The 15,646-nt window shown below is 70.8% G+C and carries 16 protein-coding genes; 14 read left to right on the top strand and 2 right to left on the bottom strand.

The features are described from left to right. Positions 1–79: 79 nt before the first annotated feature. The 12 genes from ACFFR3_RS46675 (at position 80) to ACFFR3_RS46620 (ending at position 12,336) form a co-directional block, all read left to right on the top strand. Positions 80–1,288 carry a methyltransferase domain-containing protein gene (locus ACFFR3_RS46675; protein WP_364375724.1) on the top strand — a complete coding sequence of 403 codons (1,209 nt, stop codon included), beginning with the start codon at positions 80–82 and terminating at the stop codon, positions 1,286–1,288. Further along, the gene (locus ACFFR3_RS46670; protein WP_345394488.1) at positions 1,285–2,064 is read left to right on the top strand and encodes a sugar phosphate nucleotidyltransferase; all 780 of its coding nucleotides are present in this window, start codon (positions 1,285–1,287) and stop codon (positions 2,062–2,064) included. Before ACFFR3_RS46675 ends, ACFFR3_RS46670 begins: the two co-directional genes overlap by 4 nt. Next, the gene (locus tag ACFFR3_RS46665) at positions 2,061–2,708 is read left to right on the top strand and encodes a PIG-L deacetylase family protein (RefSeq protein ID WP_345394491.1); all 648 of its coding nucleotides are present in this window, start codon (positions 2,061–2,063) and stop codon (positions 2,706–2,708) included. Before ACFFR3_RS46670 ends, ACFFR3_RS46665 begins: the two co-directional genes overlap by 4 nt. Continuing rightward, positions 2,708–3,724 carry an NAD-dependent epimerase/dehydratase family protein gene (locus tag ACFFR3_RS46660; protein ID WP_345394494.1) on the top strand — a complete coding sequence of 339 codons (1,017 nt, stop codon included), beginning with the start codon at positions 2,708–2,710 and terminating at the stop codon, positions 3,722–3,724. The genes ACFFR3_RS46665 and ACFFR3_RS46660 overlap by 1 nt, the downstream gene beginning before the upstream one ends. Beyond that, on the top strand, positions 3,721–4,995 hold the full coding sequence (locus ACFFR3_RS46655) for a DUF4910 domain-containing protein (RefSeq protein ID WP_379485273.1): 1,275 nt from the start codon (positions 3,721–3,723) through the stop codon (positions 4,993–4,995). Before ACFFR3_RS46660 ends, ACFFR3_RS46655 begins: the two co-directional genes overlap by 4 nt. Continuing rightward, complete coding sequence (locus ACFFR3_RS46650) at positions 4,992–5,975, top strand: hypothetical protein (RefSeq protein WP_364375716.1); 984 nt, start codon at positions 4,992–4,994, stop codon at positions 5,973–5,975. The genes ACFFR3_RS46655 and ACFFR3_RS46650 overlap by 4 nt, the downstream gene beginning before the upstream one ends. Before the next feature lie 12 nt (positions 5,976–5,987). Continuing rightward, positions 5,988–7,463: an oligosaccharide flippase family protein gene (locus ACFFR3_RS46645; RefSeq protein WP_364375713.1), complete on the top strand. Its 1,476-nt coding sequence runs from the start codon at positions 5,988–5,990 to the stop codon at positions 7,461–7,463. Positions 7,464–7,480: 17 nt separating this feature from the next. Beyond that, entirely contained in the window at positions 7,481–8,359 is an 879-nt protein-coding gene (locus tag ACFFR3_RS46640) for a glycosyltransferase family 2 protein (RefSeq protein ID WP_364375710.1), read from the top strand. Between the two features lie 7 nt (positions 8,360–8,366). Further along, complete coding sequence (locus ACFFR3_RS46635; RefSeq protein WP_345394514.1) at positions 8,367–9,191, top strand: hypothetical protein; 825 nt, start codon at positions 8,367–8,369, stop codon at positions 9,189–9,191. An 89-nt stretch (positions 9,192–9,280) separates the two neighbouring features. Further along, complete coding sequence (locus ACFFR3_RS46630; RefSeq protein WP_379485272.1) at positions 9,281–10,174, top strand: hypothetical protein; 894 nt, start codon at positions 9,281–9,283, stop codon at positions 10,172–10,174. Positions 10,175–10,183: 9 nt separating this feature from the next. Further along, positions 10,184–10,915 (top strand): hypothetical protein, encoded by a 732-nt coding sequence (locus ACFFR3_RS46625; RefSeq protein ID WP_379485271.1) that lies wholly within the window; start codon positions 10,184–10,186, stop codon positions 10,913–10,915. Further along, positions 10,912–12,336, top strand: coding sequence for an O-antigen ligase family protein (locus tag ACFFR3_RS46620; protein WP_379485270.1), 1,425 nt, complete (start codon positions 10,912–10,914; stop codon positions 12,334–12,336). The genes ACFFR3_RS46625 and ACFFR3_RS46620 overlap by 4 nt, the downstream gene beginning before the upstream one ends. On the opposite strand, the gene ACFFR3_RS46615 is transcribed toward ACFFR3_RS46620, so the two are convergent. Both ACFFR3_RS46615 and ACFFR3_RS46610 read right to left on the bottom strand, forming a co-directional pair. Beyond that, on the bottom strand, positions 12,225–12,773 hold the full coding sequence (locus ACFFR3_RS46615; protein ID WP_364375698.1) for a dTDP-4-dehydrorhamnose 3,5-epimerase family protein: 549 nt from the start codon (positions 12,771–12,773) through the stop codon (positions 12,225–12,227). The two genes, ACFFR3_RS46620 and ACFFR3_RS46615, sit on opposite strands and share 112 nt — an antisense overlap. 13 nt (positions 12,774–12,786) lie before the next feature. Beyond that, positions 12,787–13,701: a glycosyltransferase family 2 protein gene (locus ACFFR3_RS46610; RefSeq protein ID WP_364375695.1), complete on the bottom strand. Its 915-nt coding sequence runs from the start codon at positions 13,699–13,701 to the stop codon at positions 12,787–12,789. Positions 13,702–13,807: 106 nt separating this feature from the next. On the opposite strand from ACFFR3_RS46610, the gene ACFFR3_RS46605 reads away from it, so the two are divergent. Both ACFFR3_RS46605 and ACFFR3_RS46600 read left to right on the top strand, forming a co-directional pair. Further along, entirely contained in the window at positions 13,808–14,623 is an 816-nt protein-coding gene (locus ACFFR3_RS46605; RefSeq protein ID WP_345394530.1) for a 2OG-Fe(II) oxygenase, read from the top strand. Beyond that, positions 14,620–15,552, top strand: coding sequence for a right-handed parallel beta-helix repeat-containing protein (locus tag ACFFR3_RS46600; protein ID WP_379485269.1), 933 nt, complete (start codon positions 14,620–14,622; stop codon positions 15,550–15,552). Before ACFFR3_RS46605 ends, ACFFR3_RS46600 begins: the two co-directional genes overlap by 4 nt. The last annotated feature ends 94 nt before the right edge of the window (positions 15,553–15,646 follow it).

The following is a 15,646-nucleotide window of genomic DNA, read 5'->3' as shown; positions in this document are numbered from 1 at the left end:
CACTCTTTGCCGCCTATCCGAAGTACGTCTGTGGGTGGATATAGGGGGAAATCGTGCCATTAACGGGTGGGATCCATCGATGACGACACCGTGCCGCTTGTGCGGGGCGAAAGACCTGGTCAGCGTGGTGGATCTGGGGGCGACTCCGCCCTGTGAGCTTTTTCTCACCGCCGAACGCCTTGACGAACCCGAGACCACGTATCCGTTGCACCTCCGTGTGTGCACGCAGTGCTGGCTCGCGCAGATACCGCCGCTCATCACGCCGGAAGAAACTTTCACGGAATACGCATACTTCGCCTCCTATTCTTCGTCCTGGGTCGAGCACGCCGGACGCTATGTCGCCGCGGCCGTGGAACGGTTGAAGCCGTCCTTCGTGGTCGAGGTGGCCAGCAACGACGGCTATCTGCTGCAGCACGTCGTCGAGCGCGGCATCCGGTGCCTCGGCATCGAGCCGTCGGCCAACGTGGGGCAGGCTGCCAGGGACAAGGGCGTGCCGACGCTGACCGCGTTCCTGACCCCGGAGACCGGCGCCGAGGTGCGGGCCGGGAACGGTCCCGCAGATCTTGTGGTGGCCAACAACGTGTACGCGCACATCCCCGACGTCATCGGCTTCACCGAGGGCCTGCGCGCGCTCGTGGCCGACGACGGCTGGATCTCGATCGAGGTGCAGCACCTGCTGACGCTGGTCGAGCTCAACCAGTACGACACGATCTACCACGAGCACTTCCAGTACTACACGGTCGCCTCCGCGCAGCGGGCGCTGGCCGCCGGCGGGCTGACGCTGGTGGACGTCGAGCTGCTGCCCACCCACGGCGGCTCCATCCGGCTGTGGGCCCGGCCGGCGGGCAGCCCGTCGCAGCGGGTGCACGACGTGCTCGCCCGTGAGAAGGCCGCCGGGCTGCACGACCTGTCCGGGTACGCCGGCTTCGCCGACCGGGTCGCCAAGGTCAGGCGTGACCTGCTGAGCTTCCTCATCGACGCCGCCGACGCGGGCAGGACCGTCGTCGGGTACGGCGCGCCAGGCAAGGGCAACACCCTGCTCAACCACTGCGGGATCAGGCCCGACCTGCTGGCGTACACGGTGGACCGCAACCCGTACAAGCACGGCAAGTTCACTCCGGGCACCAGGATCCCGATCGCCGAGCCCGAGCGCATCGCCCGGGATCGCCCCGACTACGTGCTGGTGCTGCCCTGGAACCTGCGCGACGAGCTCACCGCCCAGCTCTCCTATGTGCACGAATGGGGAGGCCGGCTGGTCTTCCCGATTCCCCACCTGGAGGTCGTGTGAAGGTCGTCCTGTTCTGCGGAGGTTACGGCACGCGCATGCGGACGGGCGTGCCGGGCGAAGTGCCGAAGCCGATGGCGCTCGTCGGCCCGCGCCCGCTGCTCTGGCACGTCATGCGCTACTACGCGCACTTCGGGCACAAGGAGTTCATCCTCTGCCTGGGGTACGGCGCCCACCACATCAAGGACTTCTTCCTCGGCTACCAGGAGGCCACCTCCAACGACTTCGTGCTGCGCGGCGGCGAGGTCGAGCTGCTGTCCAGCGACATCTCCGACTGGTCGATCTCGTTCGTGCAGACGGGCGTCAACTCGCCGATCGGCGAGCGCTTACGCCGCGTCCGCGACCACCTCGGTGGCGAGGAGATGTTCCTGGCCAACTACGCCGACGTGCTCACCGACGCGCCGCTGCCGGACATCATCGACCGGTTCGTCGCCTCGGGCGCCGCCGCCTCCATGATGGTGGTGCCGCCGTCGCAGACCTTCCACTGCGTGGACGTGGCCGAGAACGGCCTGATCGGCGGCATCTCCCCGGTCAGCGAGATGCCGGTGTGGGTCAACGGCGGCTATTTCGTGCTCACCCAGGAGGTCTTCGAGCACATCCCGGAGAACGGCGACCTGGTCGCCGACGGCTGCGCCGAGCTGGCCAAGCGCGGCCGGCTGCTGGCCTACCGGCACCGCGGCTACTGGCGGCCCACCGACACCGTGAACCAGCGGATGGAGCTGGACGAGGCGTACTCGCGGGGCCAGCGCCCCTGGGCTCTTTGGGAACGGTCCCGGTGATCGGGCTCGGCGCCGGTCGGCTGACCGGCATCGTGGCGCTCGCCGCCCACTGCGACGACCTGGCGATCGGGGCCGGCGGCAGCCTGCTGACCGTCTGCGCCGCCCGTCCTGGGCTGCGGGTGGACGCGCTGGTGCTGACCGGCGGCGGCACCGCCAGAGAGGACGAGGAGCGGGCGGCGCTCGCCGACTTCTGCCCCGGCGCGGACCTGCGGGTCACCGTGCTCAAGCTGCCCGACGGCTACCTGCCCGCCCGGTGGGAGGAGGCCAAGGCGGCGGTGGAGGACCTGCGTTCGCGTACGGACCCCGGCCTGATCTTCGCGCCCTGGCGGGGCGACGCCCACCAGGACCACAGGGGGCTGGCGAAGCTGGTGCCCACGGCCTTCCGCGATCACCTGACGCTCGGCTACGAGATCGTCAAATGGGACGGCGACCTCGCCGCCCCCTCCGTCTACCAGCCGCTCGCCGACGAGGTGGCCGCGCTGAAGGCGGACCTGCTCCAGCGGCACTACGCCTCGCAACGGCACCGCCCCTGGTACGACCGCGAGGCGTTCCTGGGCCTCGCCCGCATCCGCGGCATCGAGTGCCACGCGCGCTACGCAGAGGCGTTCCACGTTTCCAAGCTGACCGTCGATCTGGAGAACTGATGCGGGTACTTCTCACCGGCCACCAGGGCTACCTGGGCACCGTGCTGGCTCCCATGCTCGTCGCCGCCGGGCACCAGGTGATCGGCCTCGACTCGGGGCTGTTCGCCGACTGCGTGCTCGGCCCGTCCCCGGAGCCGGTGCGCGCGCACGCCGTGGACCTACGGGACGCGGGGCCCGAGCACGTGGCCGGCTGCGACGCCGTGATCCATCTGGCCGCCTTGTCCAACGACCCGCTCGGCGCGCTCGCGCCCGATCTCACCTATGACATCAACCACCACGCCTCCGTCCGGCTGGCCAGGCTGGCGAAGGACGCGGGCGTGCGCAGGTTCCTCTACGCCTCCACATGCTCGGTCTACGGCGCGTCCGGCGGTGCGGACCTGCTGGACGAGGACGCGCCGCTGCGGCCCGTCACCCCCTACGCCGAGTCGAAGGTGCGGGTCGAGGACGACCTGGTGGCGCTGGCCGACGCCGACTTCACGCCGGTGTTCCTGCGCAACGCCACCGCCTTCGGCTTCTCGCCGCGGCTGCGGGCCGACATCGTGCTCAACAACCTGGTCGGGCACGCGTACCTGACGGGCGAGGTGCGGGTGCTGTCGGACGGCACGCCGTGGCGGCCCCTGGTGCACGCCAAGGACATCGGGCAGGCGTTCCTCGCGGCGCTCGAAGCACCCCGCGAGGCCGTGCACGCCAGGGCCTTCAACGTGGGCACCGAGGTCAACAACGTGACCGTGGCCGAGATCGCGGACGAGGTGATCGAGGCGGTGCCGGGTTCGACGCTGACGATCACGGGGGAGGCGGGCGCCGATCCGCGCTCGTACCGGGTGGACTTCTCCCGCATCAGGGCCGCGCTGGGCGTCGAGGCGCGCTGGACGGTCAAGGCGGGCGCGGTCGAGCTGATCGACGCCTACCGCGACTACGGCCTGACCAGGCACGACTTCGAACGCCGCTACACCCGCCTGGCCAGGCTCGGCGACCGGCGCGCGGCCGGCACCGTCGACGCCACGCTGCGGCCATGACCGGTGAGGAGATGCACGCCCTCGTACGCCGCCTCTACCCGCTGTGCCGCAGCATCACCGGCGACGGGCTGCGCCGCACCCTGGAGATCATCGGCGAGTCGGCGCCCCTGCGGCTCACCGAGGTGCCGACGGGCACGAAGGTGCTCGACTGGACGATCCCCAGGGAGTGGAACATCCGCGACGCCTCCATCAAGGACCCCTCGGGGGCCAGGGTGGTCGACTTCCAGGAGTCGAACCTGCACGTGGTGGGCTACAGCGTGCCCGTCCACGCCACGCTCAGCCTGGACGAGCTCCGCGGACACCTGCACACGCTGCCCGACCAGCCGCATCTGGTGCCGTACCGGACCAGCTACTACGCCGAGACGTGGGGCTTCTGCCTGAGCCAGGACACCCTGGACACGATGGGCGAGGGTCCCTACGAGGTGCGCATCGACGCCACGCTCGCCGACGGCCACCTGACCTACGGCGAGCACGTCGTGCCCGGCGAGAGCGCGCAGGAGGTGCTGATCTCCTGCCACGTCTGCCACCCGTCGCTGGCCAACGACAACCTGGCCGGGGTGGCGGTGGCCGTCGCGCTGGCCCGCCGGCTCGCCGAGCTGCCGGAGCGCCGCTACACCTACCGGTTCGTCTTCGCGCCGGGGACCATCGGGGCCATCACCTGGCTGGCCCGCAACAGGGAGCGGACCGGGCTCATCAGCCACGGTCTCACGCTGGCCTGCGCCGGAGACCCCGGCCGGCTCACGTACAAGCGCAGCAGGCGGGGGGACGCCGAGATCGACCAGGTCTTGGCGTACGTGCTCAAGGACCGCCCGCACACGCTGCTCGACTTCGCCCCGTACGGCTACGACGAACGCCAGTACGGCTCACCCGGGTTCAACCTGCCCGTCGGATCGCTGACCCGGTCCACTTACGGGAGTTACCCGGAATATCACACCTCGGGGGACGACCCGGATCTCGTCCGCCCCGAGGCCATGGAGGACACCCTGGAGACCCTGTGGGCCGCCGTACAGGTGCTGGAGGGCAACCGCCGCTACCAGAACCTCAGCCCGTACGGTGAGCCACAGCTCGGCGCCCGCGGCCTGTACGGCTCGCTCGGCGGCCGCAGCGACACCAAAGAGGCCCAGCTGGCCATGCTGTGGGTGCTGAACCTCTCCGACACCGAACACAGCCTCCTCGACATAGCACGTCGTTCCACGATGCCGTTCGCCGCGCTGGCGGACGCCGCACGGTCATTGCAGAACGCCGGTTTGCTGAAGGAGTGGATTAGTTGAGTCCGACGCTGAAAGTCGGAGACGTGGTCGAGGTCCTGAGCGCCGAGGAGATCCTCGCCACGCTGGATGAGAACGGGGAGCTGGACAACCTCCCCTTCATGCCCGAGATGCTGCGCTACTGCGGACGCAGGCTCACCGTGCACAAGGTGGCCAACAAGCTCTGCGACACGATCAGCAGCACCGGCATGCGCCGCATGCGGGACGCCGTGCACCTCGCGGGCACCCGCTGCGACGGCTCGGCGCACGGCGGCTGCCAGACGGCCTGCCTGCTGTACTGGAAGACCGCCTGGGTGCGCAAGGTGGACGGCCCGCCCACGCCGGAGCCCGACCGGGTGAGCCCCGAGCGGCCGCTGCTGCCGATCCTGGAGGTCAACACCCGCAAGGAGCCCGGCCCCGGCGGCGAGGAGCGCTTCCGCTGCCAGGCGACCGAGCTGCTGCGGGCGGCGCCCGAGTTACTGCCCTTCCGTAACGTCGGGCAGTACGTGACGGATATCCGGGTGGGCAACGCCGGGATCGGGCCGACGCTACGGACGATCTTCTTCGGGCTGTTCAACCGCTACCAGCGGCTGTCGCGGAAGTTCCCTCGACGGCTGCGCATCAAGGACGGTCTGGCCTGGGGGTTCGTCCAGCCAGGCCCGCACACCGGACCCGCCCCGACGGGCACGACCGGCCTGCAGCCGGGCGAGCTGGTCAGGATCAAGTCCAAGGACGAGATCGTCGCCACCCTGACCACCAAGGGCTACAACAGGGGGCTCGGCTTCGAGGAGGACATGGCGCGCTCCTGCGGACGCACCGCCCGGGTCGCCGCCCGGGTGGAACGCTGCATCGACGAGAAGACCGGCGTGATGCTGACCATGAAGAACCCCTGCATCGCGCTCGACGGCGTCATCTGTGACGGCGTCTACAAGTCCAACTGCCCCCGCGCGTTCATCCCGTTCTGGCGGGAGATCTGGCTGGAGCGGATCGACGAGCCGAGCTAGGGAAAGGCGGGCATGGAAGAGCAACCGGGCCCGGACATCAGCGACATCGGACGCAAGGCCGGCCGAGGGGCCGTGTGGAGCCTGCTCGGCACCCTGGTCACCAGGGCGGGCTCGTTCGTCCTCGGGCTCGTGCTGGCCCGGTTGCTCGCACCCGCCGACTTCGGCATCTACGCGGTCGCCCTGGCCGCGACCCAGCTCGTCATGGTCGTCAAGGACGTCGGCGTCATGTCGGCCGTCGTGCAGTGGCGCGGCCGGCTGGAGGAGATCGCCCCCACGGCGACGACGCTGACCATGTGCTCCGCGCTCGGCCTGTACGGGCTCTTCTGGGCCGGCGCCCCCTACTTCTCCGCGCTGGCCGGCAGCGAGGAGGCCACCCCGGTGGTGCGCATCCTCACCGCGGTCATCCTCGTCGAGGCGATCACCGCGGTGCGCAGCGCCGCCCTGCTGCGCTGGTTCCGCACGGGCAGCAACACCAAGGCCGTGCTGGCGGGCTTCCTGGTCAACGCGCCGGTGGCGATCGTGCTGGCGGCGGGCGGGGCCGGGCCGTACAGCTTCGCCTGGGGGCAGCTCGTCGGGGCCGTGGTGACCGGGTTCTTCATGCTGTACTACGCGCGGCTGCCGTACCGGCTGGGGTTCGACCGGCGGATCGCGGGGCGGCTGCTGCGCTTCGGCATCCCGTCGGCGGCCGGGATCGCGCTGGAGATCATGCTGCTCAACGTGGGCTACATCATCGTCGGCAACATCATGGGGAAGGACTGGCTGGGCTTCTACCTGATGGCGTTCAACGTCTCCAGCTGGGTGCCCGGCGTGATCGGCAGCGCCATCCGCATGGTGTCGATCGCCGGCTTCTCCCGTCTCGCCGAGCGGGACGGCGCCTCCCTCTCGCTCGGCGTGCAGAAGAGCGTGCCGCTGCTCGTCACCATGGTGCTGCCGCTCGCCGCGTTCATGGCGGTGCTGGCCCACCCGCTGATCATCTTCATCTACGGCGAGCGGTGGGAGCTGTCGGCCGGCGTGCTGCGCTTCCTCGCGGTGCTGATGGTGGTGCGCATGCTCACCTCCTTCGCCCTCGACATACTCAACGGCCAGGGCGCCACCCGCTCGACCGTGTGGATGAACCTCGGCCACGCCGCCGCGATGATCCCCGCCGTCATCGTCGGCACCCACCTCGACGGCATCCGCGGCGCCGCCGTCGGGCAGGCCGCCGCCGCGGTGCTGGTGGCGCTGCCGCTCGCCATGCTCGCCGTGCACCGGGCCGGGGTGCGGCTGGCGCCCGTCCTGCCCGGCCTGCTCCGCCCGGCCATCGGCGCCCTCGTGTGCGCCGCCGTCATGCTGGGCCTGGCCACCGTGACCGACGGCCTGCCGTTCGTCCAGCTCGTCGTGGCCGGCGGCGGCGGGCTGCTGGCGTACGCGCTGGTCGTCGTGACCCGCGACCAGATCACCCTGCTGAGCGATCGTCTCGTGCGGCTGCTTCCCGCCCGAGCGCGATGACCCCCGAGGAGAAGAGCGTGCTGGTGTCCATCGGAATCCCGGTCCGCAACGGCGCGGACCGCCTGGAGACGGCCGTGCGGTCGGCGCTGGCCCAGGACCACGCCGACATCGAGGTGGTGATCTCCGACAACGCCTCGACCGACGGCACCGAGGAGCTCTGCCGCGAGCTGGCCCGCCAGGACGAGCGGATCTCCTACCACCGCCAGCCGCGCGACCTGCACGTCGTGGGCAACTTCGTGGAGGTGCTGCGGCGGGCACGCGGCGCGTACTTCCGCTGGATGGGCGACGACGACCTGCTCGAACCCTCGTACGTCTCCAAGGCCCTGCGGCCGTTCCTGGCCGACGAGCGGCTCATCCTGGTCACCACCGACATGACGTACACGCGGGCCGACGGCTCGGTGCACCGGCCGCGTTACCGCGGCACCCGGATGCTCTCCGACGACCCCGTGGACCGGCTCGACGAGCTGTGGGACGTCGTCACCACCCAGCACCACGGGCTCGACCCGCTCTACGGCCTGATGCGGCGCGAGCGGGTGGCCGCCGTGCCCAGGCCGCTGATGATCCGCGAGGACGAGGTCTACGCCACCATGCTGGCCCTGACCGCGCCCTGGGGGCACGTGCCCGAGCCGCTGGCCCACCGCAGCCTGCGCGAGCGGCGGCTGCCGGGGATCGCCGCCGCGCTCGGCGTGCCGGCCTGGACCGCGCGCTTCGCCACCACCCTGCAGTTCCGGGCGATGTACCGGGCCCTGGGCATCGTCGAGCTGTCCGCGCAGCAGCGCGGCAGGGCGCGGGCCGTGCTGGCCCGCACGTACTGGCGGCGGCAGCGGCAGATGCTGACGCACCGTGGCCGCAAACTCGCCGGGCTGGCCGCCCGGGCCGTCTCCTCGAAAGGGTGAATCGCCGGTGTTGATACGTCTCGTGCGGCTGCTCATGCAGCCGGGCCGGATCCTGCTGGCCGTCATGCGCCGCCTGCCGTTCGGCTCGTACGAGCTGCGCTGCGCACTCGACCTCTACCCGCGCCCGCACTACGCCTACGGCGTGCGGCAGGCCGCCGAGCTGGCCAGGCGGCTCGGCGTGGGCCGGATCAGCGTGGTCGAGTTCGGCGTCGCGGGCGGCGCCGGCATCGTGGAGCTCAACCGCATGGCGGCGCTGGCCACGGCCGCGACCGGCGTGCGCATCGACGTGTACGGCTTCGACACCGGCGCCGGCCTGCCCAAGCCCACCGACTACCGCGACCTGCCCTACATCTGGCGCGAGGGCGACTTCGTCATGGACGTGGACGCGCTGCGGGCCCGCCTGGGCGACGCCAAGCTGGTCCTGGGCGACATCAGCGACACCGTGGTCGACTTCCTCGACGCGGAGCGGCCGGCGCCGATCGGGTTCGTCTCGATCGACGTCGACTTCTACAGCTCGACGGCGGCGGCGCTGCGGCTGTTCGAGGGCGACCACAAATACTTCCTGCCGCGCGTCTTCTGCTACCTCGACGACACGGTGGGCGACGACGACCAGGTCATCCACAACGAGTACGTCGGCGAGCTGAGCGCGATCAGGGAGTTCAACGGGGCCAACGAGCTGATGAAGCTGGCCCCGATCAACGGCCTGCGGCACAAGCGCCCGGTGCCCGCGCCCTGGAACGACAACATCCAGGCGCTGCACCGCTTCGACCACCCTGACTACTCGACGTACGTGGCGCGGCCGGACACCGAGACGCAGCTGCCGCTCAGCTGAGCAGCGAATTCGGTGAAATGTAACGTTGAACGGCTTATCGGCGATGGCTCCCTATAGAGGGAGCGTCGCGAGGCGGGGGAACGTACCAAATGGAGTTCTGGACGGCGCTGCTCGGACTGCTCAGGAGGGTGCGCGTCGGCCCGCCGCTGATCCTGCTGGCGATCCTGGCGGGCGTCGCCGTGCACGCTTTCGTACCCGCCCGCCACACCACCGACGTCTCGCTTGTCCTTGCCATGCCGGTCAACGGCGGCACGATCCCGAACGACAAGACCAAGCAGGGCCTGACGAACCCGTTCCTGTCGTTCAACGACGCGCTCAAGACCGGGGCCAGCATCGTCATCCTGTCCATGAACACCCAGGACGTGTGGACGGAGCTGGGGGCGCCCAAGGACGGCCCGACCGACATCGTCATCGACGACGGCCGCAGCAACCCCCATGTCCTCGACATCAACGGCCCCTACATCTACATCCAGGTGACCAGCGACACGCCCCAGCGGGCCACCTCCGTGCTCATGGCGGCGCGGCAGCGGGTGGCCGACGAGCTGGCGGAGTGGCAGCGGGCGCTCGGCGCGCCGCCGAACACGTTCATCACCTCGACCGACATCGTCCCGCCCTCGGTGCCCGAGGCCGACGAGAGCCTGAGGTGGCAGGCGGGCATCGGCGCCGGGCTGCTCGTGCTGGTCGCCGGGCTGGGCATCGCGTACGCGCTGGTCGTGCGGCGCCCCGCCGCGCAACCTGCCGCGCAACCCGCCGCGCAGTCCGCCGCGCAGTCCGCCGCGCAGTCCGCCGTGCGACCCGAGCCCTCAGAGCCCGGCAAGCCCGACGAGCCCGTGAAGCCCGCCGAGGCCGAGGTGGAGGAGCCCGAGCAGCCGGCCGCCGACGAGGACAGCTCCGCGACCGTGGAGTTCCCCGCCTACCGGGGCGAGGACCTCTCACCCGTCCCCGGGCCCAGGAAGGCCGGCCAGGACGACGGCGAGGGGTGAGGGCCCGCCATGGACTTCTGGGCGACGGTGACGGTGCTCTTCAGGCGCTGGTACGTGACGGTGCCCGCGTTCCTGCTGACCATCGCGGCGGCACTCGGCGTCTACGCCGTGGCGCCCAAGACCTTCGTCTCCACCTCGGCCATCGTTCTCACGCTGCCGGTCACCGGCGGCAGCCTGCCGAGCGACCCCAAGTTCCCCAACCCGAGCACCAACCCGCTGGTCACCTTCGACCAGGGGCTCAACATGACCTCCGCGATCCTCATCCAGGCGCTGAACACCCCGAAGGCCGCCGCCGAGGTGGGGGTGCCGCCGGGCGGTGACGTCACGCTCAGGGTCACCAGCGGCGGCACCAACCCCGAGCTGATGCCCGCGACCCCGTTCATCGTCGTCACCTGCGAGGCCCCGACCGCCGAGCAGGCCCACTCCATCGTCATCAAGGTCACCGCGCTGGCCGCCAAGGAGCTGCGCGCCCGCCAGCGGCAGGTCAAGGCGCCGCCCGCCACGTACGTGAGCGCCACCGTCGTCGTGCCGCCGACCGAGCCCGACGAGAAGAAGGGCAGCCGGCTGCGCAGCGCGGTCGTCGCCGGCGCGCTGGCGTCCTTCGTGAGCCTGTTCGCGGCGTTCGCGGCCGAGAGCTTCGCCCGCCACCGCCGGACCCGCCGCCGCGCGCGGGACGCGTCCGCGCCCCTGGAGACGGCCGCCGCCAACGGGGCCCGCTCGCTGGCGGGGCACGAGGGATGACGGCTCGGGTCCCCGGTCTGACCGCCGCTCCCGTCGTCGCGCCACGCCGCGCGGACGCCGCCACGCTGGCCGGCCTGTTCGCCCTGGTGCTGCTGTTCGTCCCGGCCCGGCTGGCGGTCGCCGGGCTGCCGCTCTCGCTCACCCCGGCCGAGATCGTGGCGCTGTCGCTGGGCGTGGTGTGGGCGTGCGCGCAGATGGTCAGCACCACCGGCGTGGCCAAGGGGCCGAACCCCGTGCGTACCGCGGTCTTCGCGTACGCGCTGGTCATCCTGGCCGTCTACGGCTACACGACCTCCCTCTACCTGCCCTCCGACGAGCTCAACCTGGCCGACCACACGCTCGTCCTCTACTTCGGGTACGTGAGCCTCGTCCTGATCATGTGCGACGGCGTCGGCACCCGTGAGCGCCTCGACTTCGTGCTCAAGGCGCTGGTGGCCGGCGGGACGTTCGCCGCGGCCGTCGCCCTGCTGCAGTTCAGGCTGGACCTCGACCTCACCCAGTACCTGCAGCTCCCCGGCCTGCGCCCCTCGTCGACCGAGGAGGTGCCGACCGTCATCTCCCGGTCGGCCCTGCGCCGGGTGTCCGGCACGCTGGGGCACCCGATCGAGTTCGGCGCGCTGTCGGCGATGCTGCTGCCGCTGGCCGCGCACCTCGGCTTCCAGGCGCACCGGCGCGGCCAGGGCGCGGTGCGCTGGTGGCTCTGCGCCGCCGTCATCGCGGCCGGCCTGATGTTCTCCGTCTCCAGGACCGCCGTGCTCGGCCTGGCGGGAGCCGGGCTGATCCTGCTGGTCGGCTGGAACAACCGGCGGCGCCTGGCCGCCCTCGTCGCGTTCGGGGTGTTCCTCGGCGTCATGAAGGTGCTGGCGCCCGGCCTGCTCGGCACCTTCTACAACCTGTTCGCCGGGGCCGGTGAGGACAGCAGCATCATCTACCGCACCCACGACTACCCCTGGGCGATCCGCGAGTTCGAGCGGAGCCCGATCTTCGGCCGCGGGCCCGGCACCTGGTACCCGTACAAGCACCAGGTGTTCGACAACCAGTACCTGCTCTCCCTGGTCGAGACCGGGCTGCTCGGCATGCTCGGGTTCGTCGGGGTGATCGTCACCGGGATCGTCGTGGCGCTGAGCGTACGCCGCATGAGCAGCGACCCGGACGTGCGCAACCTGGCGCTGACCGTCGCCGCCTGCCTGCTGATCCCGCTGCTCGGCGCGGCCACGTTCGACCTGCTGTCCTTCCCCGGCATCACCAGCGTGATGTTCCTGTTCGTCGGCACGGCCGGGGCGCTGCTGCGGATGGAACGGCGCGTCGCTCAGACCCCCAGCCTGGCCCTGAGGTCCTTCCACGACCCCGCCGACCGGTCCCGCTCGCTGACCGCGCCGACCGGCAACGGCCACGGCAGCGCGAGGTCCGGGTCGTCGTAGCGGACCGCCAGGTCCTCGGCCGGGTCGTGCTCCCTGTCGATGCGGTAGCAGACGTCGGCGTGCTCCGTGAGCGCCTGGTAGCCGTGCAGGAAGCCCGGGGGGACGTACAGGTGGGCGAACGTCACGTCGTCGAGCCGGACGGCTCTGTGCGCGCCGAACGTCGGTGAGCCGGGCCTGGCGTCCACCAGGACGTCCAGCACGGCGCCGTGCGCCGCCCGCACCAGCTTGGCCTCGCCGCGCCCCGAGCGCCCATGCATGCCCCTGATCGTGCCGCGGCGCGAGCGCGACTGGCTGTCCTGCACGAACGCGTGCGGGTCCAGCCCGTGCTCGGCCGCGAGCGCGGTGTCGAACGTGCGGGTGAACAAGCCCCGGTCGTCGTGGTGCGGCGTGGGCACGAACAGCAGCACGCCTTCGAGCTCCAGGCGTTCGACTCTCATCGCGTTCCTCTCGTCATCCGGGTAGGGCCCGCAGCCGGCGGGACGGCCTGAGCAGCGCCACGACCGAGGCCCGCGCCGTACGCCGGCCGGCCGCCGCCCGCATCGCCTCGCCCAGCAGCACCGCGAGGTAGAAGCCCGCGCTCGCCACCCGGCCGCGCCGCCGCCTGAACAGCCGCACCCGGTTGACCGTGAGCAGCGCGGCCAGCATGGGGCTGGTCTTCGCCTCGCCACCGATGTGCTCCACCACGGCGCTCGGGTCGTACCAGAGCGACCAGCCGGCGTCCCCGGCGCGCAGCGCGTAGTCGGTCTCCTCGCTGTAGAGCAGGAACGACTCGTCCCAGGGGCCGATTCGCCGGATCGCCTCCACCGACAGGAGCATGGCGGCGCCGGTGGCCCAGTCGGCGGGGCCGGGGCGCTCGTACCGCTCCGGGTCGGTGACCATCTCGCCCAGCGTGCCGATCCTGGCCGCCAGCCGGCCGCCGATCAGCGCCTCGGCCAGCGCCCTGCGCACGGCGGGGGTGCGGCGCAGCGAGTGGTGCAGCACGCCGTCGGTGCCGACCAGGCGGGGGACGGCGATGCCGGTGCCGGGACGGTCGAGCGCCGCGCGGAGGGCGGCCAGCGCTCCTGGGCGGAGCCGGCAGTCGGGGTTCAGCACGAGGACGGCGTCCAGCTCGGCGAGGTCGAGTGCGGCGATGCCGGCGTTGATGGCGGCCGCGTACCCGGCGTTCCTGCCGACCTGGACGGGTCGTACCGGCAGCTCGGCCTTCTCGGCGAGAGAGAGGGAGTCGTCCTTGGAGGCGTTGTCCGCCACCACGACGGCCGCGAGCCGGGTGCCCGCCGCGCCCGCGGCCAGCGAGTCCAGGCAGCCGCCGAGCACCGGCGCGCTGTTGTAGGTCACGATCACGATCGCTACTCGGGCGGGCGTCACAAATCGGCCATCGCGCCCCAGGAATGGATCGTTACAGGTAACAGAAGGCACATGTGGGGCGATATGTGGATCAGGGGCCGGTGTCGTAGAGACGGAGACACAATCCATGCAGGATCTGCAGGCTTTCACGTTTCGTCGCGACGAACTCTTCGCACTCGCGGACAAGTACTCCGAGCAGTTCCGTACGGCGTCGCCGTTCCGTCACGTCGTCATCGACGACTTCCTGCCGCCCGAGGTGCTGGAGCCCGTGCTGGCGGAGTTCCCCGAGCCGCGGGACGCCACCTGGCAGCGCTTCGACACCGCCCGCGAGGTCAAGCTCGCGCTGGCCGACCCCGAGCGCATGGGCCCGGCCACCCGGCACCTGCTGGCGGAGTTCAACGGCGGGGTGTTCATCGACTTCCTGGAGCGGCTGACCGGCATCACCAATCTCGTCTCCGACCCGCACTTCGAGGGCGGCGGCCTGCACCAGATCCGCCCGGGCGGCTTCCTGAAGGTGCACGCCGACTTCAACCGCAGCCGCCGCCTCAACCTCGACCGGCGGCTCAACGGTCTGCTCTACCTCAACAAGGACTGGCAGGAGGACTACGGCGGGCACCTCCAGCTCTGGAACAAGGACATGACGGCGTGCGAGGGCAAGGTCCTGCCGATCTTCAACCGGTTCGTCCTGTTCGCCACCACCGACGACGCCAACCACGGCCACCCCGACCCGCTCACCTGCCCCGAGGACCGGGCACGGCGCTCGATGGCCCTCTACTACTACTCCAACGGCCGGCCCGCGGACGAGGTCACCGAGGAGCACACCACGCTGTTCCGGCAGCGGCCCGGCGAGGCGTGGAAGAGCAACCTGCGCCAGGTCGCCAAACGCTGGACGCCGCCCGCGCTGGCGGACCTCGTCGGCGGACGGAAGACCAAGGGCGAGTGAGGTCGCGCACCGCGGCCAGGAGCTTCGGGGCGAGCCTGGCCGCGCTGCTCGTGCTGTTCGGCACCGCCTGCCAGGCTTCCGGGGGGCGGGACCGGCTGGACGTCACCCCGGCTCCTTCGAGCCCGGCCGCCGCGCCCGCCACACCTTCGGCCACGCCCTCCCAGCGAGCCTGGCCCGGCCCGGGCACCACCGGCGTGCCCGACGGCGTACGGCTGCGCGAGTCGGGCCCGATGGTGGTCAAGGAGAACGGCGCGGTGATCGACGGCGTCGAGGTCACCGGGTACATCACGGTCGAGGCCGACGACGTGACCATCCGCAACACCCGCGTGCGCGGGACCAAGAACTGGTGGGGGATCCTGCAGCGGGAGGGGCGCACGGGGCTGACCGTCGAGGACACCGAGGTGTTCGGCAACGGCAAGCAGCGCACCCAGTTCGGGATTCTCAACCAGGGCAAAATGATCACGATCCGCCGGGTGGACATCCACACGATCTCCAACGGCATCTCCACCGACCAGGGGTTGATCGAGGACTCGTACGTGCACGACCCGAAATACTTCAAGGACGATCACACCGACATGATCATGTCCACCGGAAGCGCCGCCCCCGGCACCGAACTGATCATCAGGAACAACACCGTGATCAACACGCTCGACCAGACCGGCGCGATCGCCCTCTTTCAGGACTTCGGGGTGGTGAAGAACGTCACGGTCGAGGGCAACCTGCTGGCGGGCGGCGGCTGGACGTTGTACGCGGGCGCGGGGGCCAAGGGCACGTCGTCGAACGTCAAGGTGATCGGGAACGTCTTCAGCCGGAAGGTGTGGCCCAAGGGAGGTGCGGCCGGGCCGGTTGCGTATTGGGATAATGACGGGCCCGGAAATCGGTGGGAGGGGAACGTGTGGGAAAACGGGGAAACGGTAACGCCTGGATAGTCGCCGTTTAGAGATCATTTTTCGCGATATTCGGGAAACGTGAGTTTCCTGAGAATGGGGAGGATGCGAGTCCTTTTTCGCGGAATATCCTCTT

Origin of the sequence: Nonomuraea salmonea (genome assembly GCF_042428605.1) — a bacterium.
In the GTDB taxonomy this organism is placed as follows: Bacteria; Actinomycetota; Actinomycetes; order Streptosporangiales; family Streptosporangiaceae; genus Nonomuraea; species Nonomuraea salmonea.
Note: the sequence above shows the minus strand (reverse complement) of the source record. Positions and strands in the feature narration are given on the sequence as shown.

Excerpts from the sequence above, each read along its gene's own strand:
- ACFFR3_RS46630 (WP_379485272.1), top strand. The coding sequence starts at position 9,281 with ATGGAGTTCTGGACGGCGCTGCTCGGACTGCTCAGGAGGGTGCGCGTC.
- ACFFR3_RS46605 (WP_345394530.1), top strand. The coding sequence starts at position 13,808 with ATGCAGGATCTGCAGGCTTTCACGTTTCGTCGCGACGAACTCTTCGCA.
- ACFFR3_RS46660 (WP_345394494.1), top strand. The coding sequence starts at position 2,708 with ATGCGGGTACTTCTCACCGGCCACCAGGGCTACCTGGGCACCGTGCTG.
- ACFFR3_RS46620 (WP_379485270.1), top strand. The coding sequence starts at position 10,912 with ATGACGGCTCGGGTCCCCGGTCTGACCGCCGCTCCCGTCGTCGCGCCA.
- ACFFR3_RS46655 (WP_379485273.1), top strand. The coding sequence starts at position 3,721 with ATGACCGGTGAGGAGATGCACGCCCTCGTACGCCGCCTCTACCCGCTG.
- ACFFR3_RS46615 (WP_364375698.1), bottom strand. The coding sequence starts at position 12,773 with ATGAGAGTCGAACGCCTGGAGCTCGAAGGCGTGCTGCTGTTCGTGCCC.
- ACFFR3_RS46645 (WP_364375713.1), top strand. The coding sequence starts at position 5,988 with ATGGAAGAGCAACCGGGCCCGGACATCAGCGACATCGGACGCAAGGCC.
- ACFFR3_RS46625 (WP_379485271.1), top strand. The coding sequence starts at position 10,184 with ATGGACTTCTGGGCGACGGTGACGGTGCTCTTCAGGCGCTGGTACGTG.
- ACFFR3_RS46675 (WP_364375724.1), top strand. The coding sequence starts at position 80 with ATGACGACACCGTGCCGCTTGTGCGGGGCGAAAGACCTGGTCAGCGTG.